The sequence below is a fragment of the Streptomyces cyanogenus genome (assembly GCF_017526105.1).
In the GTDB taxonomy this organism is placed as follows: domain Bacteria; phylum Actinomycetota; class Actinomycetes; order Streptomycetales; family Streptomycetaceae; genus Streptomyces; species Streptomyces cyanogenus.
Genome location: NZ_CP071839.1, coordinates 4,153,438 through 4,170,801, shown reverse-complemented (window position 1 = coordinate 4,170,801; position 17,364 = coordinate 4,153,438). Strand labels below are relative to the sequence as shown.

Sequence of the window (17,364 nt, the reverse complement as noted above, 5' to 3'; positions counted from 1 at the left end):
CGGCCACCGGTTGCCCGCCGAAGGTGCTCGGCAGCGGTATCCGCGGGCTGGGCTGTCGGCATGAGGGCAGCGCCTACAGCGTCACGCTCGTCCCTGCCCCGGTCACGGTGACGGTGATCGGGGTGGAGGAGACGTTGGTGCAGGAGCAGGTGGTGCCGGCGGCGGTGACCGTCGCGGTGACCGTGGCGGGTCCTGCGGTGGGGAAGGTCAGGGATCCGGTGGCGATGCCCAGGGCGTTGGTGGTGACGGTCACCGGGGTGGCGCCGCCGCCGCTGAAGGTGACCGAGGCGCCGGAGACGGGCACGCCGTTGCACAGCACGACCGCGGTCAGGCTGATCGGCTGCCCGGCCACCACCGTCCCCGACGGCGGCAGCAGGAACACCATGCAGGTCGGCGGGATGGTCACGGTGACGGTGACGGGGGTGGAGGAGACGTTGGTGCAGGAGCAGGTGGTGCCGGCGGCGGTGACCGTCGCGGTGACCGTGGCGGGTCCTGCGGTGGGGAAGGTCAGCGATCCGGTGGCGATGCCCAGGGCGTTGGTGGTGACGGTCACCGGGGTGGCGCCGCCGCCGCTGAAGGTGACCGAGGCGCCGGAGACGGGCACGCCGTTGCACAGCACGACCGCGGTCACGGTGGTGGGCTGTCCGACGACGACCGGACCGACCACGGGCCGGAGCACCACCGAACAGGTCGGCGGGGCGGTGACGTTGACGGTGATGGGGTTGGAGGAGACGTTGGTGCAGGAGCAGGTGGTGCCGGCGGCGGTGACCGTCGCGGTGACCGTGGCGGGTCCTGCGGTGGGGAAGGTCAGCGATCCGGTGGCGATGCCCAGGGCGTTGGTGGTGACGGTCACGGGGGTCGCGCCGCCGCCGCTGAAGGTGACCGAGGCGCCGGAGACGGGCACGCCGTTGCACAGCACGACCGCGGTCACGGTGGTGGGCTGTCCGACGACGACCGGACCGACCACGGGCCGGAGCACCACCGAACAGGTCGGCGGGGCGGTGACGTTGACGGTGATGGGGTTGGAGGAGACGTTGGTGCAGGAGCAGGCGGTGCCGGCGGCGGTGACCGTCGCGGTGACCGTGGCGGGTCCTGCGGTGGGGAAGGTCAGCGATCCGGTGGCGATGCCCAGGGCGTTGGTGGTGACGGTCACCGGGGTGGCGCCGCCGCCGCTGAAGGTGACCGAGGCGCCGGAGACCGGCACGCCGTTGCACAGCACGACCGCGGTCAGGCTGGTCGGCTGCCCGGCCACCACCGTCCCCGACGGCGGCAGCAGGAACACCATGCAGGGCGGCGGTGGGGGGACGGTGACGGTGACCGCGGCGAAGGTGCACGCCGCGCAGGAGCCGGGTGCCGGGGTGAAGCTGACGCTCACCGTCTGACCCGCTGTCAGCGCGACCCCCAGATCGGTCGGCGCGACCACGCCGTTGACCACTGCGGCCGTGACCGTGGCCCCGCCCGGCAGGGTGTAGGTCAGGGTCCCGTTGACGGAAGCCAGGCCGCCACTGCAGGTCAGCGTGGTGGTGGCTGTCGTGGTCCCGACGCCGGGAGCGGACAGCGTCGTCGAGATCGTCCCTGCCGGCGCCGCGGTGACGGTCACCGTGCCGCTGGTGGTCCCCACCTGGGCACCGCCGGCGTCGAGGTAGGTCACCGAGACCTGCTGTGCGCCGGAGCCGACGGCCGTGAACGTCGCCGCGCCGGCGACGCCGTTGACCACCGGCAGTGTCTGGGGGGCGGCGCCGTCGTAGGTGAAGACGGCCGAGGTGGCACCGGCGGGTGCGCCGGTGGCGATGGCGGAGAAGATCGAGCAAGCCGCCACCGTCGATGGAATGATGATCACTGCCATGAGAGCAGCCCCTTTTGCGGAGAATCGGGTGTGGGCTGCCGTCACGACCGCACGCATCGATGGTGCGGTTCGCGCATTCAACTGCCGGGGTGCCCATGGACGTGAACGACGATCGGTCAGACAATCGTCGTCCTGACGCCCCGACAGAGGATGGGCACCCACAGTCGGTTACTCCATTACAAGCACATCAGCCAAATGCCGACCATATGCGGGATAGGGATTAACCCGAACGGTCTACTGCCCACCGCATCACCGCGCACAGGGAACACAGGGGAAACACCGAACGCCCCGCTCCTCGCCCCGTGCAAGCCGAAGGGCCGCACCCCCCACTGGCGTCCAACCCAGGGGATGCGGCCCTCAGCCGTCACAGAGTCCGGTCAGGACCTGCTCACACCGCGATGGCGACCTCCGCCAGCCCGCCCTTCTGGGCGACGACCGTGCGGTCGGCGGTCGCGCCGGGCACCAGCGCGCGCACCGTCCACGTGCCCTCGGCCGCGTAGAACCGGAACTGGCCGGTCGCGGAGGTGGGGACCTCCGCGGTGAACTCGCCGGTCGAGTCGAGCAGACGGACGTAGCCCGTCACCGGCTCGCCGTCGCGCGTCACCTGGCCCTGGATCGTGGTCTCACCGGGCTTGATCGTCGAGGCGTCGGGGCCACCGGCCTTCGCTCCGCACATGTGCAACTCCTAGGGAAAAGGTCGGTCGGGATCTACTTGCCGGCGCCGAGCTCGATCGGCACGCCGACGAGGGAGCCGTACTCGGTCCAGGAGCCGTCGTAGTTCTTGACGTTCTCCACGCCGAGCAGCTCGTGCAGCACGAACCAGGTCAGGGCCGAGCGCTCACCGATGCGGCAGTAGGCGATCGTGTCCTTGGCGAGGTCGACGTTCTCCTCGGCGTAGAGCTCCTTCAGCTCCTCGTCCGACTTGAAGGTGCCGTCGTCGTTGGCGTTCTTCGACCACGGGATGTTCTTCGCGGACGGCACGTGGCCCGGGCGCTGCGACTGCTCCTGCGGCAGGTGCGCCGGGGCGAGCAGCTTGCCGGAGAACTCGTCGGGGGAGCGCACGTCGACGAGGTTGTGGGAGCCGATGGCGGCCACGACGTCGTCGCGGAAGGCACGGATCGACGTGTCCTGCGGCTTGGCCTTGTAGTCGGTCTTCGGGCGCTCGGGCACCTCGTCGCCGGGGACCAGCTCGCGGGCGTCCAGCTCCCACTTCTTGCGGCCGCCGTCGAGGAGCTTGACGCTGTCGTGGCCGTACAGCTTGAAGTACCAGTAGGCGTACGACGCGAACCAGTTGTTGTTGCCGCCGTAGAGGATCACCGTGTGGTCGTTGGCGATGCCCTTCTCCGACAGGAGCTTCTCGAAGCCCTCCTGGTCGATGAAGTCACGGCGGACCGGGTCCTGGAGGTCCTTGGTCCAGTCGATGCGGATCGCGTTCTTGATGTGGTTCTTCTCGTAGGCGGACGTGTCCTCGTCCACCTCGACGATGGCGATGGTCGGGTCGTCCAGGTGCTCCTGGAGCCAGTCGGCGTCGACCAGGACGTCGCTGCGGCTCATGCTCTTTCTCCTCCGGGGCAGTCGCGGCGGGGCGTGCGAGTAGAGAGGGGTGCGCGCTCGGGGCCCGAGCGGCGCACGGATGCCCTGGCAGCAGGGCGGGGGTGAGACGCGGGAGCCGGGGCTTCCGCTCAGAAGGGGCGACAGAGCATGGCGGCAACGCGGCACAGGTCCACTGCCCGCCGCTTCGTGAGATCCGCCTGTCGCTTCATGCGGTCGATCGTAGGGACGTCCGGGCGGGCGTGTCACCGGCGTGTCATATGGCGAGACGCGATCGTCCGCATGGCGGAACGAGAAGAGCGCCCGGGGGACCGGTGGACGGTCTCCGGGCGCTCGCTCGGGTCATCGCATCTACGCTACGGACGTGATCGTCTCGCCAGTCGGACAGCAGGTGGCGGCCGGTGTGCGGGCGGCCTGCCCGGCGGGGTACGACCGCCGGTGTCCGTGCTCTACCCCGCCAGCCGGACGTCCGAACCCTTCACGCTGATCTCCACGCCGTCCTTCGCCGCCTGCACCTTGTCCAGCTCGATGCCGCCGGGCAGCTGGTCGATGGCCTGCTGGAAGTCGGTGATCTCGCGGATGCGGTTCTCGGCGATCGCGGCGGCGCCCAGCCTGGGCAGCGAGTCCGCGTGCACCTCCACCTTGTTGTTCACGACGCTCACCGAGCTGAGCACGGACACGGTCTGCTTGAGCCCGAGGGACGAGACGGTTCCCTCCACCGCGACCTTGATCTTCCCGTTGCCGCCGTCGGAGAGTCCGACGATCCGGGCGGTGACCCCCGGCGCCACCTCGGTCGGCTCGGACCTGGCGGTCTTCAGCAGCTCGGCGTAGGAGACCGTCGCGGTGCCGGTCGCGGTGGCCGCGGTGGCCGAGCTGTAGTCGCCGGAGAACTCGACGCCCTTCATGTCGGCCTTCAGATCGTCGATCCGGATCGTCTGGCCGGCCTTGCCGGTGGCCGCCCGGTAGTCCTTGATGCTCACCTCGACGTCGTCCAGGGAGCCCCCCGCGACCTGGGTGAGGAACGGGAAGCCCTTGATGTCCACGTCCGGGGTCGAGGCCAGGTTCTCCGTGGCCTTCAGCTTGTCCGCGGCCTCGCCCTCGGCGAAGTGCACGGCGACCCGGTCCACGATCACGAAGAGTCCGCCCAGGATCACGACGATGATCAGGAGTATTCGCAGGGCGCGCATGTGGTTGGTTCCCCCGGGTCGGCGACGGTGTTCGGAATCCGGTACGGATACCCCACGGTAACTCTGCCGGGGCAGGCCGGAGCGGATTTGTGGATCAGTTGTGACAGGGCCCGGCGGCCCTACCCTGGACTTGTGTACGCCCGGCGTCGGCACATCTACTTCGCCATGATGGGGACCTGCATCGGACTCTTCGTCCTGGCGTGGGGAGTCGTGCGCCTGTGGTCCGTGCCGGCGGCCGTCGGGATGTGCGTCGTGGCCATGGTCATCCCGCCCGTCGCCGCGATGGTCGCCAACCGCAGGGGCCCGGAGGACCGCTGGTGGGACGACCCCTCCGGCGACCCGCAGTCCGACGAGTGGTGGGACGAGCTGGACGGCAGGAAACGCCCCCGGCCGTAGTTCAGTAGACGAGGGCCTGGGTGTCGTCCGCCAGGGACTCCTGCACGAACACCTGCGCGCCCGCGATCCGCACGCCCTCGATGACGTCCTTCTCGGTGATCTCCCGGCGGGCGGCGCACTGGGTGCACAGCGTGATGCGCCCGCCGGCGAGGAGGGACTCGATGAGGTCGGGCAGCGGCGCGGCGTGCGGCAGCTCGAACTCGGCGGCCCGCCCCGGCAGCGCGAACCAGGACGACTCCCCGGTCAGCCACAGCGAGACCTCGACCCCACTGGCCACGGCCACCGCGGCCACCGTGAACGCCTGCGAGCACCGCTCGGGAGCGTCCGCACCGGCCGTCACCTTGATCACGAGCTTCTTCGCCATGCGGGAAGCGTAGCCCTCGGCGGCACCGCCCCTCGCGAGGACGGCCACGGGTCCGGTGAGGACGGCCACCGGCCTTTGCGGCGACGGCCGCCGCCCTCGCGACGAAAGCCGCCGCCCCTCGCACGGAGTGCCCGGTCGCGGCCGCGTAAGCTGGGCTGCGGCTCTGTCGTTCGCCCACCCTCGCTCAAGGAGCACCCGTGGAGATCTTCTTCTCAACCCTGCTGGTCCTGGTCTGCGTCGGCGTGCTCGCCTTCGCCGGTCTGACCGTGAAGAAGCTGTACCAGGGCCAGCGCTGACCCACGCCTGAGGAAAGCTGTCGCTCATGATCGAGATCCCGTCCGACCTGCACAAGGACCTCGTCCCGCTCGCCTTCCTGCTCGGCAACTGGGCCGGCGCGGGCGTGCACGACTTCCCCGGCTCGGAGAAGTGCAACTTCGGGCAGGAGGTCAGTTTCAGCCACGACGGCCGGGACTTCCTGGAGTACCACTCGCGCACCTGGGTGCTGGACAACGACGGCAACAAGGTCCGCCCGCTGGAGTCGGAGTTCGGCTTCTGGCGGATCCACGCCGACCGCAAGGTCGAGGTGACGCTGACCCGCGACGACGGCGTCATCGAGATCTGGTACGGCGAGATGGCCGACAAGAAGCCGCAGATCGACCTGGTGACGGACGCCGTGGCCCGCACGCCCGGCTCGCAGCCGTACAGCGGCGGCAAGCGGCTGTACGGCTACGTGAAGAGCGACCTGATGTGGGTCGGCGAGAAGCAGACCCCCGAGGTCACGCTGCGCCCGTACATGTCGGCCCAGCTGAAGAAGGTCGTCACCCCGGAGGACGTCGAGCGCTGGGCGAAGGCCCTCCCGGACGACCTCCCGGACGACGGCATCGCCTTCTTCAAGTAGGCCCCGTCGCTTCTTCGGGCAGGCCCGCCACCCGTTCTCCCCATGGGTCCGCCGCCCGGTGGCTCTAGACTTTCCGGTGTGGTGAGCACCGACTGGAAGAGCGACCTCAGGCAGCGCGGCTATCGGCTGACGCCGCAGCGGCAGCTTGTCCTCGAAGCCGTGGACACCCTTGAGCACGCGACCCCCGACGACATCCTCGTGGAAGTGAGGAAGACGGCGTCGGGGGTCAACATTTCCACCGTCTACCGGACGCTGGAGCTGCTGGAGGAGCTGGGCCTGGTCAGCCACGCCCACCTCGGGCACGGTGCCCCGACCTACCACCTCGCCGACCGCCACCACCATCTGCACCTGGTGTGCCGGGACTGCGAGAACGTGATCGAGGCGGACGTCGAGGTGGCCGCGGAGTTCACGGCCAAGCTGCGCCGGCAGTTCGGGTTCGACACCGACATGAAGCATTTCGCGATCTTCGGCCGGTGCCAGGACTGTTCCCTGAAGGGTTCAACTACCACGACGTAGGCTTGCGGTATGAAGAGCCCCCTGCTGTCCCTGCCCGGCGCCGTCCCCGCCGAGGGTGTGGACGAAGGCGTCGCCGCCCACTACGGCGACCTGTTCCGCGAGCAGCGCGCCCTCGCCGACGGCACCGGTTTCGTCGACCTGTCCCACCGCGGTGTCCTCACCGTCAGTGGCGAGGACCGGCTGAGCTGGCTGCACCTCCTGGTCACCCAGCACGTCAGCGAACTGCCCGCGGGCGAGGCCACCGAGGCCCTGATCCTCTCCGCGAACGGACACATCGAGCACGCGCTGTACCTGGTGGACGACGGTACGACCGTCTGGGCGCACGTGGAGCCCGGCACCCAGGACGCACTGATCGCGTACCTGGAGTCGATGAAGTTCTTCTACCGGGTGGAGGTCGCCGACCGCACCGGTGACTTCGCCGTGGTGCACCTGCCCGCCGGCTCCATCGCCGACGTTCCGGACGGGGTCGTCGTACGCGAGACGGCGTTCGGCCGTGACCTCTTCCTGCCGCGTGAGCAGCTCGAGGAGTTCGCCGCCGGGCACGGGCCCGCCGCCGGGCTCCTCGCCTACGAGGCGCTGCGCGTCGAGCAGCACCGGCCCCGGCTCGGCTTCGAGACCGACCACCGCACCATCCCGCACGAGCTGGGCTGGATCGGCACGGCCGTACACCTCCAGAAGGGCTGCTACCGGGGGCAGGAGACCGTGGCCCGGGTGCAGAACCTGGGCAAGCCGCCGCGCCGGCTGGTCTTCCTGCACCTGGACGGCAGCGAGGTCCACCTGCCGGTGCCGGGTACGGAGATCCGCCTCGCCGACGAGGGCCCCGAGGGCCGCAAGGTCGGCTTCGTGACGACGTCGGTCCGCCACCACGAGCTGGGCCCGGTGGCCCTGGCCCTGGTGAAGCGGAACATCCCGGTCGACGCGCGCCTCCTGGCCGGGCAGACGGCGGCGGCCCAGGAGACGGTGGTCGAGCCGTAGCCGCTGCCGTAACCGTTGCGGCCGCCGTGGCCGCGGCTGTGGCCGTGGCGGTCGGCGGGCGGTCGGCGGCGCCTAGATCTCCAGCAGCACCGTGAACGGCCCGTCGTTGGTCAGCGACACCTTCATCTGCGCGCCGAACCGGCCCGTCGCCACCGTCGCGCCCAGGGCGCGCAGCCGGGCCACGACCTCGTCGACCAGGGGTTCGGCGACGTCGCCGGGGGCCGCCGCGTTCCAGGTGGGGCGGCGGCCCTTGCGGGCGTCACCGTAGAGGGTGAACTGGCTGATCACGAGGAGCGGGGCGGCGATGTCGCTGCAGGACTTCTCGTCCTGCAGCATGCGGATCGTCCACAGCTTGCGGGCCAGCTGGGCCGCCTTCTCCTTGGTGTCCTCGTGGGTGACCCCGACCAGGACGCACAGGCCCTCGCCCTCGATCGCGCCCACCGTCTCGCCGTCCACGACGACGCTCGCGCCGTCCACTCTCTGCACCACCGCACGCATGCGGACCATCATGCCCGGTGCCCCGCACTCGCCCGCACGGGGTCCAATATGGATCTGTTACCGCCCATCTACGTCCGTTCGGGGGCACTCGGTCACATTGTGGCCGGTTGGGGTGGCACGATGCTTGCACACGCCGGTCGAGGGGACGGTCAGAAGCAGATGAGCACACCGAGTACCAGCGGGCGGCTGGAGACGCAGGGGACGTACCGGCCGCCCGTGCAGCGCGCGGACGGTTCCGCGGACCCGGCGCCGCCCGCCGAGCCTCCCGAGCACGACCTGGCCCGGCTGAGCCTGCCCGAGCTGCGCACACTGCGCCGCGACGCCCAGCGGGACGAGGCGGACCTCAGCTATGTGCGGCGGCTGCTCCAGGGGCGGATCGACATCCTGCGCGCGGAGCTGGGCCGGCGCGGCCGGGCGGCCGTGCCGGCGCCGGCGGACGGCTCCGTGGTCGACCGGCTCCCGGAGATCCTGCAGGACGCCCCGGCCCGGCAGCGTTCCTCGGCCCGCCATGTCACGCTCGGCACCCCGCACAACGAGGAGTACCGGCGGCTGGCCGCCGAGATGCTCGGCGAGGTGGAGCTGTCCGACCTGACGGCGCGCACGGACCTGGAACTGAACGCCGCGATGGGGCGGTTGGTGCGCTACGAGCAGCAGGTCTCGCGGTGCCGCCAGCGGTTGCAGCGTACGGCCGACGACTGCAGCGGGGAGATCGCGCGCCGGTACCGGGAGGGCGAGGCGCAGGTGGACGATCTGCTGATGTGACGGTGGGCGTCCCGGGGCACACGAAAGGCGCCGCCTCTTCGGAGGCGGCGCCCGGTCGTTCCCTTCCGCGTGCTGTTCATCCGTAGCGTGCTGTTCAGTTGTGGCTGTGCGATGTCGGTATTCAGATGTCGCTGTTCAGTTGTGGCTGTGCGCTCCGGTGGCCGTCCCCTGTCCGGGCTCCCGGCTCCCCTCCGGAAGGGAACCCGGTCGGCCAACCACTGGGAAGCTCGACCATGTCGGCCAAGTTGGCTGCCAACTTCACTGTACTTATCTCCTTTGGGATGCGTCTTATAACCAGCCGCCGCGGAACTGCCGTAAGTTGGCGGGAAGTTGTAGGGTTCCTTCGTGGACCCGGAGCACGCCTCCGCCAGTGGGCGGACGAAGCCCCAGCGGCACCGTTCGTCCCACCGCGAGATCGCCGACGAACTGCGCAGCCGGATCAGGTCCGGTGTGCTGCGGCCGGGCGAGCGCATGCCCACGCAGGCCAAGCTGGCCCGCGAGTTCGGTGTCGAACGCGGCGCGGTGCGGCAGGCCTTGCGCATCCTGCAGTCGGAGCATCTGCTCACCGACGTTTCCAAGGGCAGCCCCGCCACCGTGGCCGCCGTACCGGGGCCGGCGCGTCCCCCGGCGGGACCCGCGGCGCCGCCGCAGCCCACCATGGTGGGTCTCGCCCCGCGCATCGCCGCCGCCTTCGCCGCCCCGCACGTGCGCATCGACGCGCTCTGCCTGACCTCCGTCTCGCTCACCCTGGCGGTCGGCGAGCCGCTGCGGCAGATCCACGCGGGACGGCTGGAACCGGCCAAGATCGACGTCCGGCTGCTGCTGCCCAGCCGGGACATCGACCTCGCCTTCCCGACCCCGGTGGCCGCCGACGACGGCGGTCTGCTGCACCGGCGCTGGCTGTCCCAGCGCAACGCCCAGGGTCTGGTGCTGCGGCAGAACCTGCTGGCACTGCGCACCACGCACGGCATCGACGTACACGTCTCCTTCCGGGCGCTGCCCTTCACCCCGCCGGTGAAGCTGTACCTGCTCAACGGCTCCGAGGCGCTGTTCGCGTACTACACGCTGGGCCGCCGGGAGCGGGAGATCGGACACGAGCACGTGGAGCTGTACGACGCCGACGGCACCCGGTCGATGCTGTTCGCCTTCGAGGGGCGGGCCGGGCAGCGGGACGCGGCGTTCGTGGAACAGTCGCGCCTGTGGTTCGACGCGCTGTGGGAGACGATCAGTTCGGACCTGGTGCTGACGCTATAGCGCGGGGCCGGCCAGGAGCAGCGCCAGCAGGACCGCGCCGGCGGAGCTGACGGCCGGGCTCTTGGCCTTGATGCCCACGGTCAGCAGGAGCAGCCCGAGGATGCCGGCTGCTCCGAACCTCCACTCGACCAACTGCTCGAAGCCGACGACGAGGAGGGCGGAGAGGAGCGCGAGGACAGGCATGGACGTTCCCCCTTTCGGTCTGCCAACTTGACCAAGTTGGCAACCAACTCTGCTTAAGTTGTCCCCACTTGGCCAACATCGACAAACAACTTCTCGACAACTCCCCGTAGATGGATCACGGTTGTAGCGTTTGGTCGTGACCCAGGAGAACATGGCAGAGCCCATGGCAGTGAACGGCAGCAGAAGGCTCACGCCCCAGCAGATCGCCGACACCCTGCGCCAACGCATCCGCAGCGGTGTCCTCCGTGTCGGTGACCGGCTGCCCACCCAGGCGGAGCTGGCCGAGGAGTTCGGTGTGGAGCGGGGCACCGTACGCCAGGCCCTGCGGATGTTGCAGGAGGACGGTCTGCTCAGCAACGTCAGCAAGGGCAGCCCGCCCCGGGTCGCCGAGCCCGCCCCCGCGCGCGAGGAGCCGCAGCCGACCATGGTCGCCCTCGCCCCCCGGCTGACCCAGGCCTTCTCCGAACCGCACGTGCGCATCGACGCCGTCTGCCTGACCGCGCAGAGCCTGATCCCGGCCCTCGGTGAGCCGCTGCGCCTGATCCACGACGGCCGGCTGCGGCCCGAGCGGATCGACGTCCGCATACTGCTGCCGTCCCGGGACATCAATCTCGCCTTCCCGGTCTCGGTCGACGCCGGCAGCGACGACGACGCCGTCCACCAGCGCTGGCTGGCGATGCGCAACGCCCAGGGGCAGGTGCTCCAGTACAACCTCCAGGCGCTGCGCGGCACCCACGACATCGACGTCCATGTCACCTTCCGGGCCCTGCCGTTCACCCCGCCGGCGAAGCTGTACCTGCTCAACGGCGCGGAGGCGCTGTACGCGTACTACATGATCACCCGCCGCGCGGAGCCCACCGAGAGCGGAACCCTGGAGATGTACGACACCCTCGGCTCGGAATCCCTGCTCTTCTCCTTCGAGAAGCGGGCCGGACAGCGGGACGCGGCGTTCGTGGAGCAGTCGCAGATGTGGTTCGACGCCCTCTGGGAAACCATCACGACGGACCTGACACTCTCCTAGTGACTTCTGATGCGACTTCTGATGCGGGCGAGAACGACAAGCTTCGGGAACTGATCACATCGGCCCGGTTCGTGCTGTGGGACTTCGACGGACCGATCTGCCGGCTGTTCGCCCGCCACCGGGCCGAACGGGTGGCCGCCGACCTGGTGGACTGGCTGGAGCGGCAGGGCCTGCGCGGGCTGCTGACCGAGTCCGAACGCAAGACGCTGGACCCGCAGGTCGTCCTGCGCGCCGTGGGCCGCCGCCGGCCGGGCAGCGACCTCGTCGCCGGCCTGGAGGAACGGCTCACCCAGGCGGAGCTGCGGGCCGCCGCCTCCGCGCTGCCCACCGCCTATGCCGACCCGCTCATCCGCACCTGGACCGCCGTCGGCGCCCGGCTGGCCGTCACCACCAACAACTCGCCCCGAGCCGCCCGCAGCTACCTCGAATCCCGCGGCATCGCCGGCTGTTTCGCCCCTCACCTGTACGGCCGTACCGAGCAGCTGCACCACCTCAAGCCCGACCCGCACTGCCTCAACCGGGCCCTGAACGCGATGGGCGCCGCGCCCGGCGCCGCCCTGATGATCGGCGACTCCCTCACGGACCTGGCGGCCGCCCGCGAGGCCGGGGTGCCGTTCCTGGGCTTCGCGCGGGGCGAGGACAGGGAGAAACACCTGCGCGCGGCGGGCGCCGTACACGTCGTACGGTCCCTGGAGCCGTTGCTGCGGCTGCTCCGGAGGCGGCCTCCGGTCGGCTAGCATTCCGCTCGTCCGAGTCATCGCTCGGACGCACGCGCATCCCTGTGACGCGTGCATATCCCCGTGCGCAGGGAGCGGCGACGAGCCGTCCCCGGGCGCCCGCCCGGCACAGACGAGTGGCGGACCACCCGCGCGGCTGCTCGACTGGCCTCCCGTCCCGTTCTTCCCGCGCGATCGACCCCGGAGCGGCCAGTGGGCGCACCGCCTGTTCCCCGTGCCGCCCGGACGGACGCCGTCGTCCGGGAGTTCGTGGCCCGTGCCGTCGTCGCGGGCCGGGCGAGCGGCGGTTTCCACCACCGCAACCACGTCGTGCCGCTCACCGAACCGCTGGCCGGGCTGCTGGGCCGGGAGCCGGGCACCCTGGTGACCGTGCGGGTGCCGCGCCCGGACGCGGTGCCGGTGGTGATCCGGACCTGGTCCAGCGAGCCGGAGATCCTGCGGTCGGTGCGCAGGGTGCTCCCGCAGGTCCCGGAGTGCCTGGCCGAGGGCCCGGGGTACGCCGTCCACAGCTATGTGGACGGCGCCGTCCTGGCCGACGTCTGCGGCCCCGGCAAACCGGTCGACGGGCCCCTGCTGAAGGACCTGGCGGAGCTGCTCGCCGCCATCGCCCAGGTGCGCGGCGGCGCCCTGCCGCCCCTGCCCGCCCACCGGCCCCGCAACCACACCGACTCCCAGGGCTTCCTGCGCACCCTGGCCCACCTCGCCGACCAGCAGATCCGGCGGCCCAACCGGCACCGCTACGGCGGCCTGTTCACCGCCCTCGGCGTGCCCGAGGACGCCCTCGCGCGGTTCGCCGACCGGGTCCCGGCGATGACCCGGCGGCCGTACGGGCTGCTCCACGGCGACCTGCACCGCGGCAACCTGGTCCTGCCGGCCGCCGGTACCGCGCCGCTGCACTGCGTGGACTGGGAACTCGCCGGGTACGGCGACCCCTTGCACGACCTGGCCGTCCACCTGGTGCGCATGCGCTACCCCGAGCACCAGCGGCGGGAGGTCGTGGACGCCTGGGCCGAGGCCGTCCAGCGGGTGCGCCCCGCCGCCACCGCCGGCCTGCACCGGGACCTGCGGCACTACGTCGCCTTCGAGCACGCCCAGTCCCTGTACGCCGACGTGGTCCGGGCCGCGCGCTCGCTGGAGGAGTCCTTCGGCCGGGAGCGCCTGGAGCAGGCCACGGCCGCCGTCCGGGACGCCCTGCGCGCCGCCGCCGGGCCGCTGCGGCTGGGCCGGGTGCCCGAGCCGGACGAGATCGAGCGGATCCTGTTCCGGCGCGGGGCGTCGGGCAGCCCGCGCAAGCGGGTCGTCTGCTGGAGACCGGACCAACGCGTCCCCGAGCACCCCGACTTCCCCCGCTCCGCGGTCGCCGACGCGCTGTTCCTGGAGGGCGCCGCACCGGCCGGCCGGGTGTTCAAGGGCGCCGCGCACCTGAACACGGTGATCCGGGTGCCCGGCACCCCGTTTCCGGTCGTCGTCCGCCGCGAGGCGACCGTCGTCCTGCGGCGCGAGACCGGCTTCCTGAGCGAGCACGCCGTCCTGCGGGCGATCGAGCGGTCGGGGGCGCCGGTGGCCGCGCCCCGGGTGCTCGCGCTGGGGGAGAGCCATGCGACCGACCCCGGCCTGGGCTACCGCGGGGACCGCTTCGCCGTCCACACCTACGAGGGCGCCGCCGACCTCGGCCGCCGTCCCGAGCACCCGGTCGACGGGCTGCGGCCGCACGAGGCCGACTGCCTGGTCGACCAGCTGGCCGCGCTGACCCTGGTCGACCACGCCCCGCTCGACCCGATCGCCCCGCCCGGCTTCCACGACCGGCTGAGCGACCAGCTGGTGGCGCTGGTCGCCGGCCTGCCGAAGGAGTCCCAGCGGCTGGCCCGCTTCTTCGGCCTGCCCGACGCGCCCCGGTTGCGCGAGATCCTCGCCCGGCACCGGGTCGCCCCCCGCGACCCCGCCCTGCTGCACGGCGACCTCAACCCGTGGAACCTGGTGCGCCGCGACGACGGCCCGCCGCTCACCCTGATCGACTGGGAGATGGCGCTGGTCGGCGACCCGCTGTACGACCTGGTCCGGCACATGCACCTCACCCCGACCCGCCCGGAGATCCGGGACCGCATGTTCCGCCGCTGGGAGGCCCGGCTGGAGCCGCGCTTCACCCAGGGCTGGCAGCGGGACTGGCGGGTGTACCGCTGGATGGAGCTGGTCCGCTCGGCCTACGTCGACCTCGACCGCCTGGTCACCGGGGCCGCCCTGGACGCGCCCAACGTGCGGCGCGCGGTGGAGTCGTACGCCATGACCCTGGCCGCCGCCACCGCCTCGCTGGGCCTGTCCGCGCGGTGGTACGGCGGCCCGCACCCGGGCCGCGCCCCGGTGGCGTGGCCGTCCGCGCCGGGCAGCCGCCCGGCGCGGGGGACGGCGGGGGGAACGGGCGGGGCTGCGTAGGCTCGCCCCATGGGTGAGATGGGTCTGCGCGAGCGCAAGAAGCAGCGGATGTACCAGGACGTGTCGGACATCGCCGTACGGCTGTTCCTGGAGCGGGGCTTCGACGCGGTCTCCGTGGCGGAGGTCGCCGCGGCGGCCGGGATCTCCAAGCCGACCCTCTTCCGGTACTTCCCGGCCAAGGAGGACCTGGTCCTGCACCGGATCGCGGACCACGAGACGGAGGCCGCGCGGGTGGTGGCCGGAGCGGCCGACCCGGTGGACGCGCTGCGCCGGAACTTCCTCGCCGGCCTGGACCGGCGCGACCCGGTCACCGGCCTGAACGACCACCCCGAGGTGCTGGCCTTCCACCGGCTGCTCTACGGCACCCCGGCCCTGGTGGCGCGGGCGTACGCCCATGTCGAGCGGTCCGAGGCGGCGCTCGCCGAGGCGCTCGGCGGGGGGCTGGACGCGCGGCTGGCCGCCGGGCAGATCATCGCCGTGCAGCGCATCCTCGCCCAGGAGAACTGGCGGCGGATCGCGGCGGGCGAGTCCGTGGAGGCCGTGGCGCCGGACGCGGTACGGGCGGCCGAGCGGGCGTTCCGGCAGCTGGCGGAGGCGCTGCCGCACGCGAGGAGCCGGACCATCGGTTGAGACTTGGTTAAAAATGTAACTCGGTAACGATTTCGCGGGTACGCTGGCGTCATGACGCCTCTCGATTCCGCACTCCAGGCCACCCTGCACACCGAGCGCGCCTACCACGACACCTGCCGTACGGCCCTCACCGCCATGGTCGAGGGCGCCGCCGAACAGGTCGTCATCGGCGAGGACGTCTCCGCATCCGGAGCCGACGCCGAAGTCCTCGGCCACAGGCTGCGCAGCCAGGCCAAGGCCATGCGCGAACTCCCGCCGGGGCCGCTGTTCTTCGGCAGGCTCGACTTCGCCGACGGCGACCCCGGGCACGGTGGCCAGAGCTACCACGTCGGCCGGGTGCGGATCACCGAGGACCCGGCCGCCCCGCCGCTCGTCGTCGACTGGCGGGCCCCCGTCTCCCGCGCCTTCTACCAGGCGAGCGCCCGCGACCCGCAGGGCGTGGCGGTCCGGCGCCGGTTCGGCTGGGCGCCCGGCAGCCGGGGCGACTCCGCCGACCTCACCGGCCTGGAGGACGAGCACCTGGCCCGCGGCGAGTCCCGGACCAGCGACATCGTGGCCCGCGAGATCGAGCGGCCCCGCGTCGGCCCCATGCGGGACATCGCCGCCACCATCCAGCCCGAGCAGGACGACCTCGTCCGGGCCGGCCTCGCCGACTCCGTGTGCGTGCAGGGCGCCCCCGGCACCGGCAAGACCGCCGTGGGCCTGCACCGGGCCGCCTACCTGCTCTACACCCACCCCAAGCGGCTCCAGCGCTCCGGCCTGCTGATCCTCGGCCCGAACCGCACCTTCCTCTCCTACATCGCCGAGGTGCTGCCCTCCCTCGGCGAGACCGGCGTCCGGCAGTCGACCCTGCTGGACGAGATCGCCCGCCACCGGCCCACCGGGACCGATCCGGTGCGGACCGCGGTGGTCAAGCACGACCCGCGCATGGCCGAGGTGCTGCGCCGGGCGCTGTACGCGCGCGTGACCGCCGACGGCGTGACCGACCTCGCCGTACCCGACGGCTCCTACCGCTGGCGGGTGCCCGCCGACGAACTCGCCGAGATCGTCGCGGAGGTACGCGCCGAGGAGCCGCCGTACGCCGTCGGACGGGAGCGCGTGCGCACCCGGGTGGTACGGCGGCTGCGGGACCGCGCCGAGCGGCGCTCCGGGGTGCTGCCCGCCTCCTGGGTGCGCCGCATCGAGCGCTGCCGGCCGTTGACCGAGCAGCTCGACGCGGTGTGGCCGAAGGTCCGGCCCGAGGAGGTCCTCGCCGAACTCCTCACCGACGGCGAGGCGCTGGCCCGCTCCGCCGACGGCCTGCTGGACCCCGACGAGCAGGCGGCGCTGCTGTGGCCGCGCCCGCCGCGCTCGTACAAGTCGGCCCGCTGGTCGCCCGCCGACCTGGTCCTGCTGGACGAACTCGCCGGACTCGTCGAACACCCCGAGGGCTACGGCCACCTCGTCGTGGACGAGGCGCAGGACCTCTCCCCGATGGAGTGCCGGGCCATCGCCCGCCGGGCCGCGTTCGGCTCGCTGACCGTCCTCGGCGACCTCGCCCAGGGCACCACCCCGTGGGCCGCCCGCGACTGGTCCGTGCAACTGCGCCACCTCGGCCGGCCGGACGCGGCCGTGGTGCCGCTGACCACCGGGTTCCGGGTGCCGGCGGCCGTCCTGGAGCTCGCCAACCGGCTGCTCGCCCGCCTCGACGTCGCCGTCCCCGCCGCCACCTCCCTGCGCACCGACGGCGAGCTGACCCTGCGGCCCACCGACGACCTGCTCGGCACCACCGTGACCGCCGTCCGCGACGCCCTCGCCCGGGAAGGCTCCGTCGGCGTGGTCACGGCCGACGCGGACACCGACCGGGTACGGGCGGCGCTCGGCGACGCCGGCCTCGACCCGGCCGGCCCCGACGCGCTCGGCGCCCGGCTGACCCTGGTCCCCGCGAGCGTGGTCAAGGGCCTGGAGTACGACCACGTCATCGCCGTGGAACCGGCCGCCGTGGCCGAGGCGGAGCCGCGCGGCGCGCACCGCCTGTACGTGGTGCTGACCCGCGCGGTCTCCCGCCTCGACGTGGTGCACGAACGACCGCTGCCGTTCTGACGGACCCGAGGGGAGGCGCCCCCGAAGGGCGCGG

Annotated in this window: 19 protein-coding genes; 11 read left to right on the top strand and 8 right to left on the bottom strand. The window is 72.1% G+C overall.

Translation table 11 applies throughout. The annotated features are described in order from the left end of the window. Positions 1-73 precede the first annotated feature (73 nt). The 5 genes from S1361_RS18745 to S1361_RS18730 all read right to left on the bottom strand — a co-directional run bounded on the left by S1361_RS18745 (position 74) and on the right by S1361_RS18730 (position 4,584). Entirely contained in the window at positions 74-1,846 is a 1,773-nt protein-coding gene (locus tag S1361_RS18745; protein WP_208032982.1) for a hypothetical protein, read from the bottom strand. Positions 1,847-2,234: 388 nt separating this feature from the next. Next, positions 2,235-2,522, bottom strand: coding sequence for a DUF1416 domain-containing protein (locus S1361_RS18740; protein ID WP_028421436.1), 288 nt, complete (start codon positions 2,520-2,522; stop codon positions 2,235-2,237). 32 nt (positions 2,523-2,554) lie between these two features. Continuing rightward, positions 2,555-3,400 (bottom strand): sulfurtransferase, encoded by an 846-nt coding sequence (locus tag S1361_RS18735; RefSeq protein WP_208032981.1) that lies wholly within the window; start codon positions 3,398-3,400, stop codon positions 2,555-2,557. Positions 3,401-3,528: 128 nt separating this feature from the next. Beyond that, a complete protein-coding gene (locus S1361_RS40330; RefSeq protein ID WP_350751515.1) occupies positions 3,529-3,609 on the bottom strand; it encodes an Ms5788A family Cys-rich leader peptide in 81 nt (26 codons plus the stop codon). A 237-nt stretch (positions 3,610-3,846) separates the two neighbouring features. Continuing rightward, positions 3,847-4,584 carry an LmeA family phospholipid-binding protein gene (locus S1361_RS18730; RefSeq protein WP_208032980.1) on the bottom strand — a complete coding sequence of 246 codons (738 nt, stop codon included), beginning with the start codon at positions 4,582-4,584 and terminating at the stop codon, positions 3,847-3,849. Positions 4,585-4,716: 132 nt separating this feature from the next. Here S1361_RS18730 and S1361_RS18725 point away from each other — a divergent pair, with 132 nt between their 5' ends. Then, on the top strand, positions 4,717-4,980 hold the full coding sequence (locus S1361_RS18725) for a DUF3099 domain-containing protein (protein ID WP_208032979.1): 264 nt from the start codon (positions 4,717-4,719) through the stop codon (positions 4,978-4,980). A gap of 1 nt (position 4,981) precedes the next feature. Here the strand turns inward: S1361_RS18725 and S1361_RS18720 are convergent, their stop codons facing one another. Beyond that, positions 4,982-5,344, bottom strand: a complete 363-nt coding sequence (locus tag S1361_RS18720; RefSeq protein ID WP_208032978.1) for a DsrE family protein — start codon at positions 5,342-5,344, stop codon at positions 4,982-4,984. Between the two features lie 322 nt (positions 5,345-5,666). Between S1361_RS18720 and S1361_RS18715 the strand changes: the two genes are divergently transcribed. The 3 genes from S1361_RS18715 to ygfZ all read left to right on the top strand — a co-directional run bounded on the left by S1361_RS18715 (position 5,667) and on the right by ygfZ (position 7,733). After that, positions 5,667-6,242, top strand: coding sequence for a heme-binding beta-barrel domain-containing protein (locus tag S1361_RS18715; RefSeq protein ID WP_208032977.1), 576 nt, complete (start codon positions 5,667-5,669; stop codon positions 6,240-6,242). A gap of 78 nt (positions 6,243-6,320) precedes the next feature. Further along, a complete protein-coding gene (locus tag S1361_RS18710) occupies positions 6,321-6,758 on the top strand; it encodes a Fur family transcriptional regulator (protein WP_208032976.1) in 438 nt (145 codons plus the stop codon). 9 nt (positions 6,759-6,767) lie between these two features. Beyond that, the gene (gene ygfZ, locus S1361_RS18705) at positions 6,768-7,733 is read left to right on the top strand and encodes a CAF17-like 4Fe-4S cluster assembly/insertion protein YgfZ (protein ID WP_208032975.1); all 966 of its coding nucleotides are present in this window, start codon (positions 6,768-6,770) and stop codon (positions 7,731-7,733) included. Positions 7,734-7,805: 72 nt separating this feature from the next. Here ygfZ and dtd read toward each other — a convergent pair whose 3' ends face one another. Next, positions 7,806-8,231 (bottom strand): D-aminoacyl-tRNA deacylase, encoded by a 426-nt coding sequence (gene dtd, locus S1361_RS18700; RefSeq protein ID WP_208032974.1) that lies wholly within the window; start codon positions 8,229-8,231, stop codon positions 7,806-7,808. Between the two features lie 159 nt (positions 8,232-8,390). Between dtd and S1361_RS18695 the strand changes: the two genes are divergently transcribed. Further along, positions 8,391-8,993, top strand: a complete 603-nt coding sequence (locus S1361_RS18695; RefSeq protein WP_208032973.1) for an RsiG family protein — start codon at positions 8,391-8,393, stop codon at positions 8,991-8,993. 345 nt (positions 8,994-9,338) lie between these two features. Beyond that, the gene (locus S1361_RS18690) at positions 9,339-10,247 is read left to right on the top strand and encodes a winged helix-turn-helix domain-containing protein (RefSeq protein ID WP_208032972.1); all 909 of its coding nucleotides are present in this window, start codon (positions 9,339-9,341) and stop codon (positions 10,245-10,247) included. Here the strand turns inward: S1361_RS18690 and S1361_RS18685 are convergent. After that, positions 10,242-10,430 carry a hypothetical protein gene (locus S1361_RS18685; protein WP_208032971.1) on the bottom strand — a complete coding sequence of 63 codons (189 nt, stop codon included), beginning with the start codon at positions 10,428-10,430 and terminating at the stop codon, positions 10,242-10,244. The genes S1361_RS18690 and S1361_RS18685 overlap by 6 nt on opposite strands. 151 nt (positions 10,431-10,581) lie before the next feature. Between S1361_RS18685 and S1361_RS18680 the strand changes: the two genes are divergently transcribed. From S1361_RS18680 to S1361_RS18660, 5 genes are all read left to right on the top strand, one after another. Continuing rightward, a complete protein-coding gene (locus tag S1361_RS18680; RefSeq protein WP_425088034.1) occupies positions 10,582-11,451 on the top strand; it encodes a GntR family transcriptional regulator in 870 nt (289 codons plus the stop codon). Further along, positions 11,451-12,188: an HAD family hydrolase gene (locus tag S1361_RS18675; protein ID WP_243769218.1), complete on the top strand. Its 738-nt coding sequence runs from the start codon at positions 11,451-11,453 to the stop codon at positions 12,186-12,188. Before S1361_RS18680 ends, S1361_RS18675 begins: the two co-directional genes overlap by 1 nt. Before the next feature lie 192 nt (positions 12,189-12,380). Further along, entirely contained in the window at positions 12,381-14,618 is a 2,238-nt protein-coding gene (locus tag S1361_RS18670; protein ID WP_208032969.1) for an aminoglycoside phosphotransferase family protein, read from the top strand. 9 nt (positions 14,619-14,627) lie between these two features. Further along, positions 14,628-15,248: a TetR family transcriptional regulator gene (locus S1361_RS18665; protein ID WP_208032968.1), complete on the top strand. Its 621-nt coding sequence runs from the start codon at positions 14,628-14,630 to the stop codon at positions 15,246-15,248. Positions 15,249-15,299: 51 nt separating this feature from the next. Beyond that, positions 15,300-17,330, top strand: coding sequence for a HelD family protein (locus S1361_RS18660; RefSeq protein ID WP_208032967.1), 2,031 nt, complete (start codon positions 15,300-15,302; stop codon positions 17,328-17,330). The last annotated feature ends 34 nt before the right edge of the window (positions 17,331-17,364 follow it).

Coding starts and splice junctions, on each gene's coding strand:
- S1361_RS18695 (WP_208032973.1), top strand. CDS start 8,391: ATGAGCACACCGAGTACCAGCGGGCGGCTGGAGACGCAGGGGACGTAC.
- S1361_RS18660 (WP_208032967.1), top strand. CDS start 15,300: ATGACGCCTCTCGATTCCGCACTCCAGGCCACCCTGCACACCGAGCGC.
- S1361_RS18715 (WP_208032977.1), top strand. CDS start 5,667: ATGATCGAGATCCCGTCCGACCTGCACAAGGACCTCGTCCCGCTCGCC.
- ygfZ (WP_208032975.1), top strand. CDS start 6,768: ATGAAGAGCCCCCTGCTGTCCCTGCCCGGCGCCGTCCCCGCCGAGGGT.
- S1361_RS18720 (WP_208032978.1), bottom strand. CDS start 5,344: ATGGCGAAGAAGCTCGTGATCAAGGTGACGGCCGGTGCGGACGCTCCC.
- S1361_RS18680 (WP_425088034.1), top strand. CDS start 10,582: ATGGCAGAGCCCATGGCAGTGAACGGCAGCAGAAGGCTCACGCCCCAG.
- dtd (WP_208032974.1), bottom strand. CDS start 8,231: ATGCGTGCGGTGGTGCAGAGAGTGGACGGCGCGAGCGTCGTCGTGGAC.
- S1361_RS18665 (WP_208032968.1), top strand. CDS start 14,628: ATGGGTGAGATGGGTCTGCGCGAGCGCAAGAAGCAGCGGATGTACCAG.
- S1361_RS18730 (WP_208032980.1), bottom strand. CDS start 4,584: ATGCGCGCCCTGCGAATACTCCTGATCATCGTCGTGATCCTGGGCGGA.
- S1361_RS40330 (WP_350751515.1), bottom strand. CDS start 3,609: ATGAAGCGACAGGCGGATCTCACGAAGCGGCGGGCAGTGGACCTGTGC.
- S1361_RS18685 (WP_208032971.1), bottom strand. CDS start 10,430: ATGCCTGTCCTCGCGCTCCTCTCCGCCCTCCTCGTCGTCGGCTTCGAG.
- S1361_RS18735 (WP_208032981.1), bottom strand. CDS start 3,400: ATGAGCCGCAGCGACGTCCTGGTCGACGCCGACTGGCTCCAGGAGCAC.
- S1361_RS18745 (WP_208032982.1), bottom strand. CDS start 1,846: ATGGCAGTGATCATCATTCCATCGACGGTGGCGGCTTGCTCGATCTTC.
- S1361_RS18740 (WP_028421436.1), bottom strand. CDS start 2,522: ATGTGCGGAGCGAAGGCCGGTGGCCCCGACGCCTCGACGATCAAGCCC.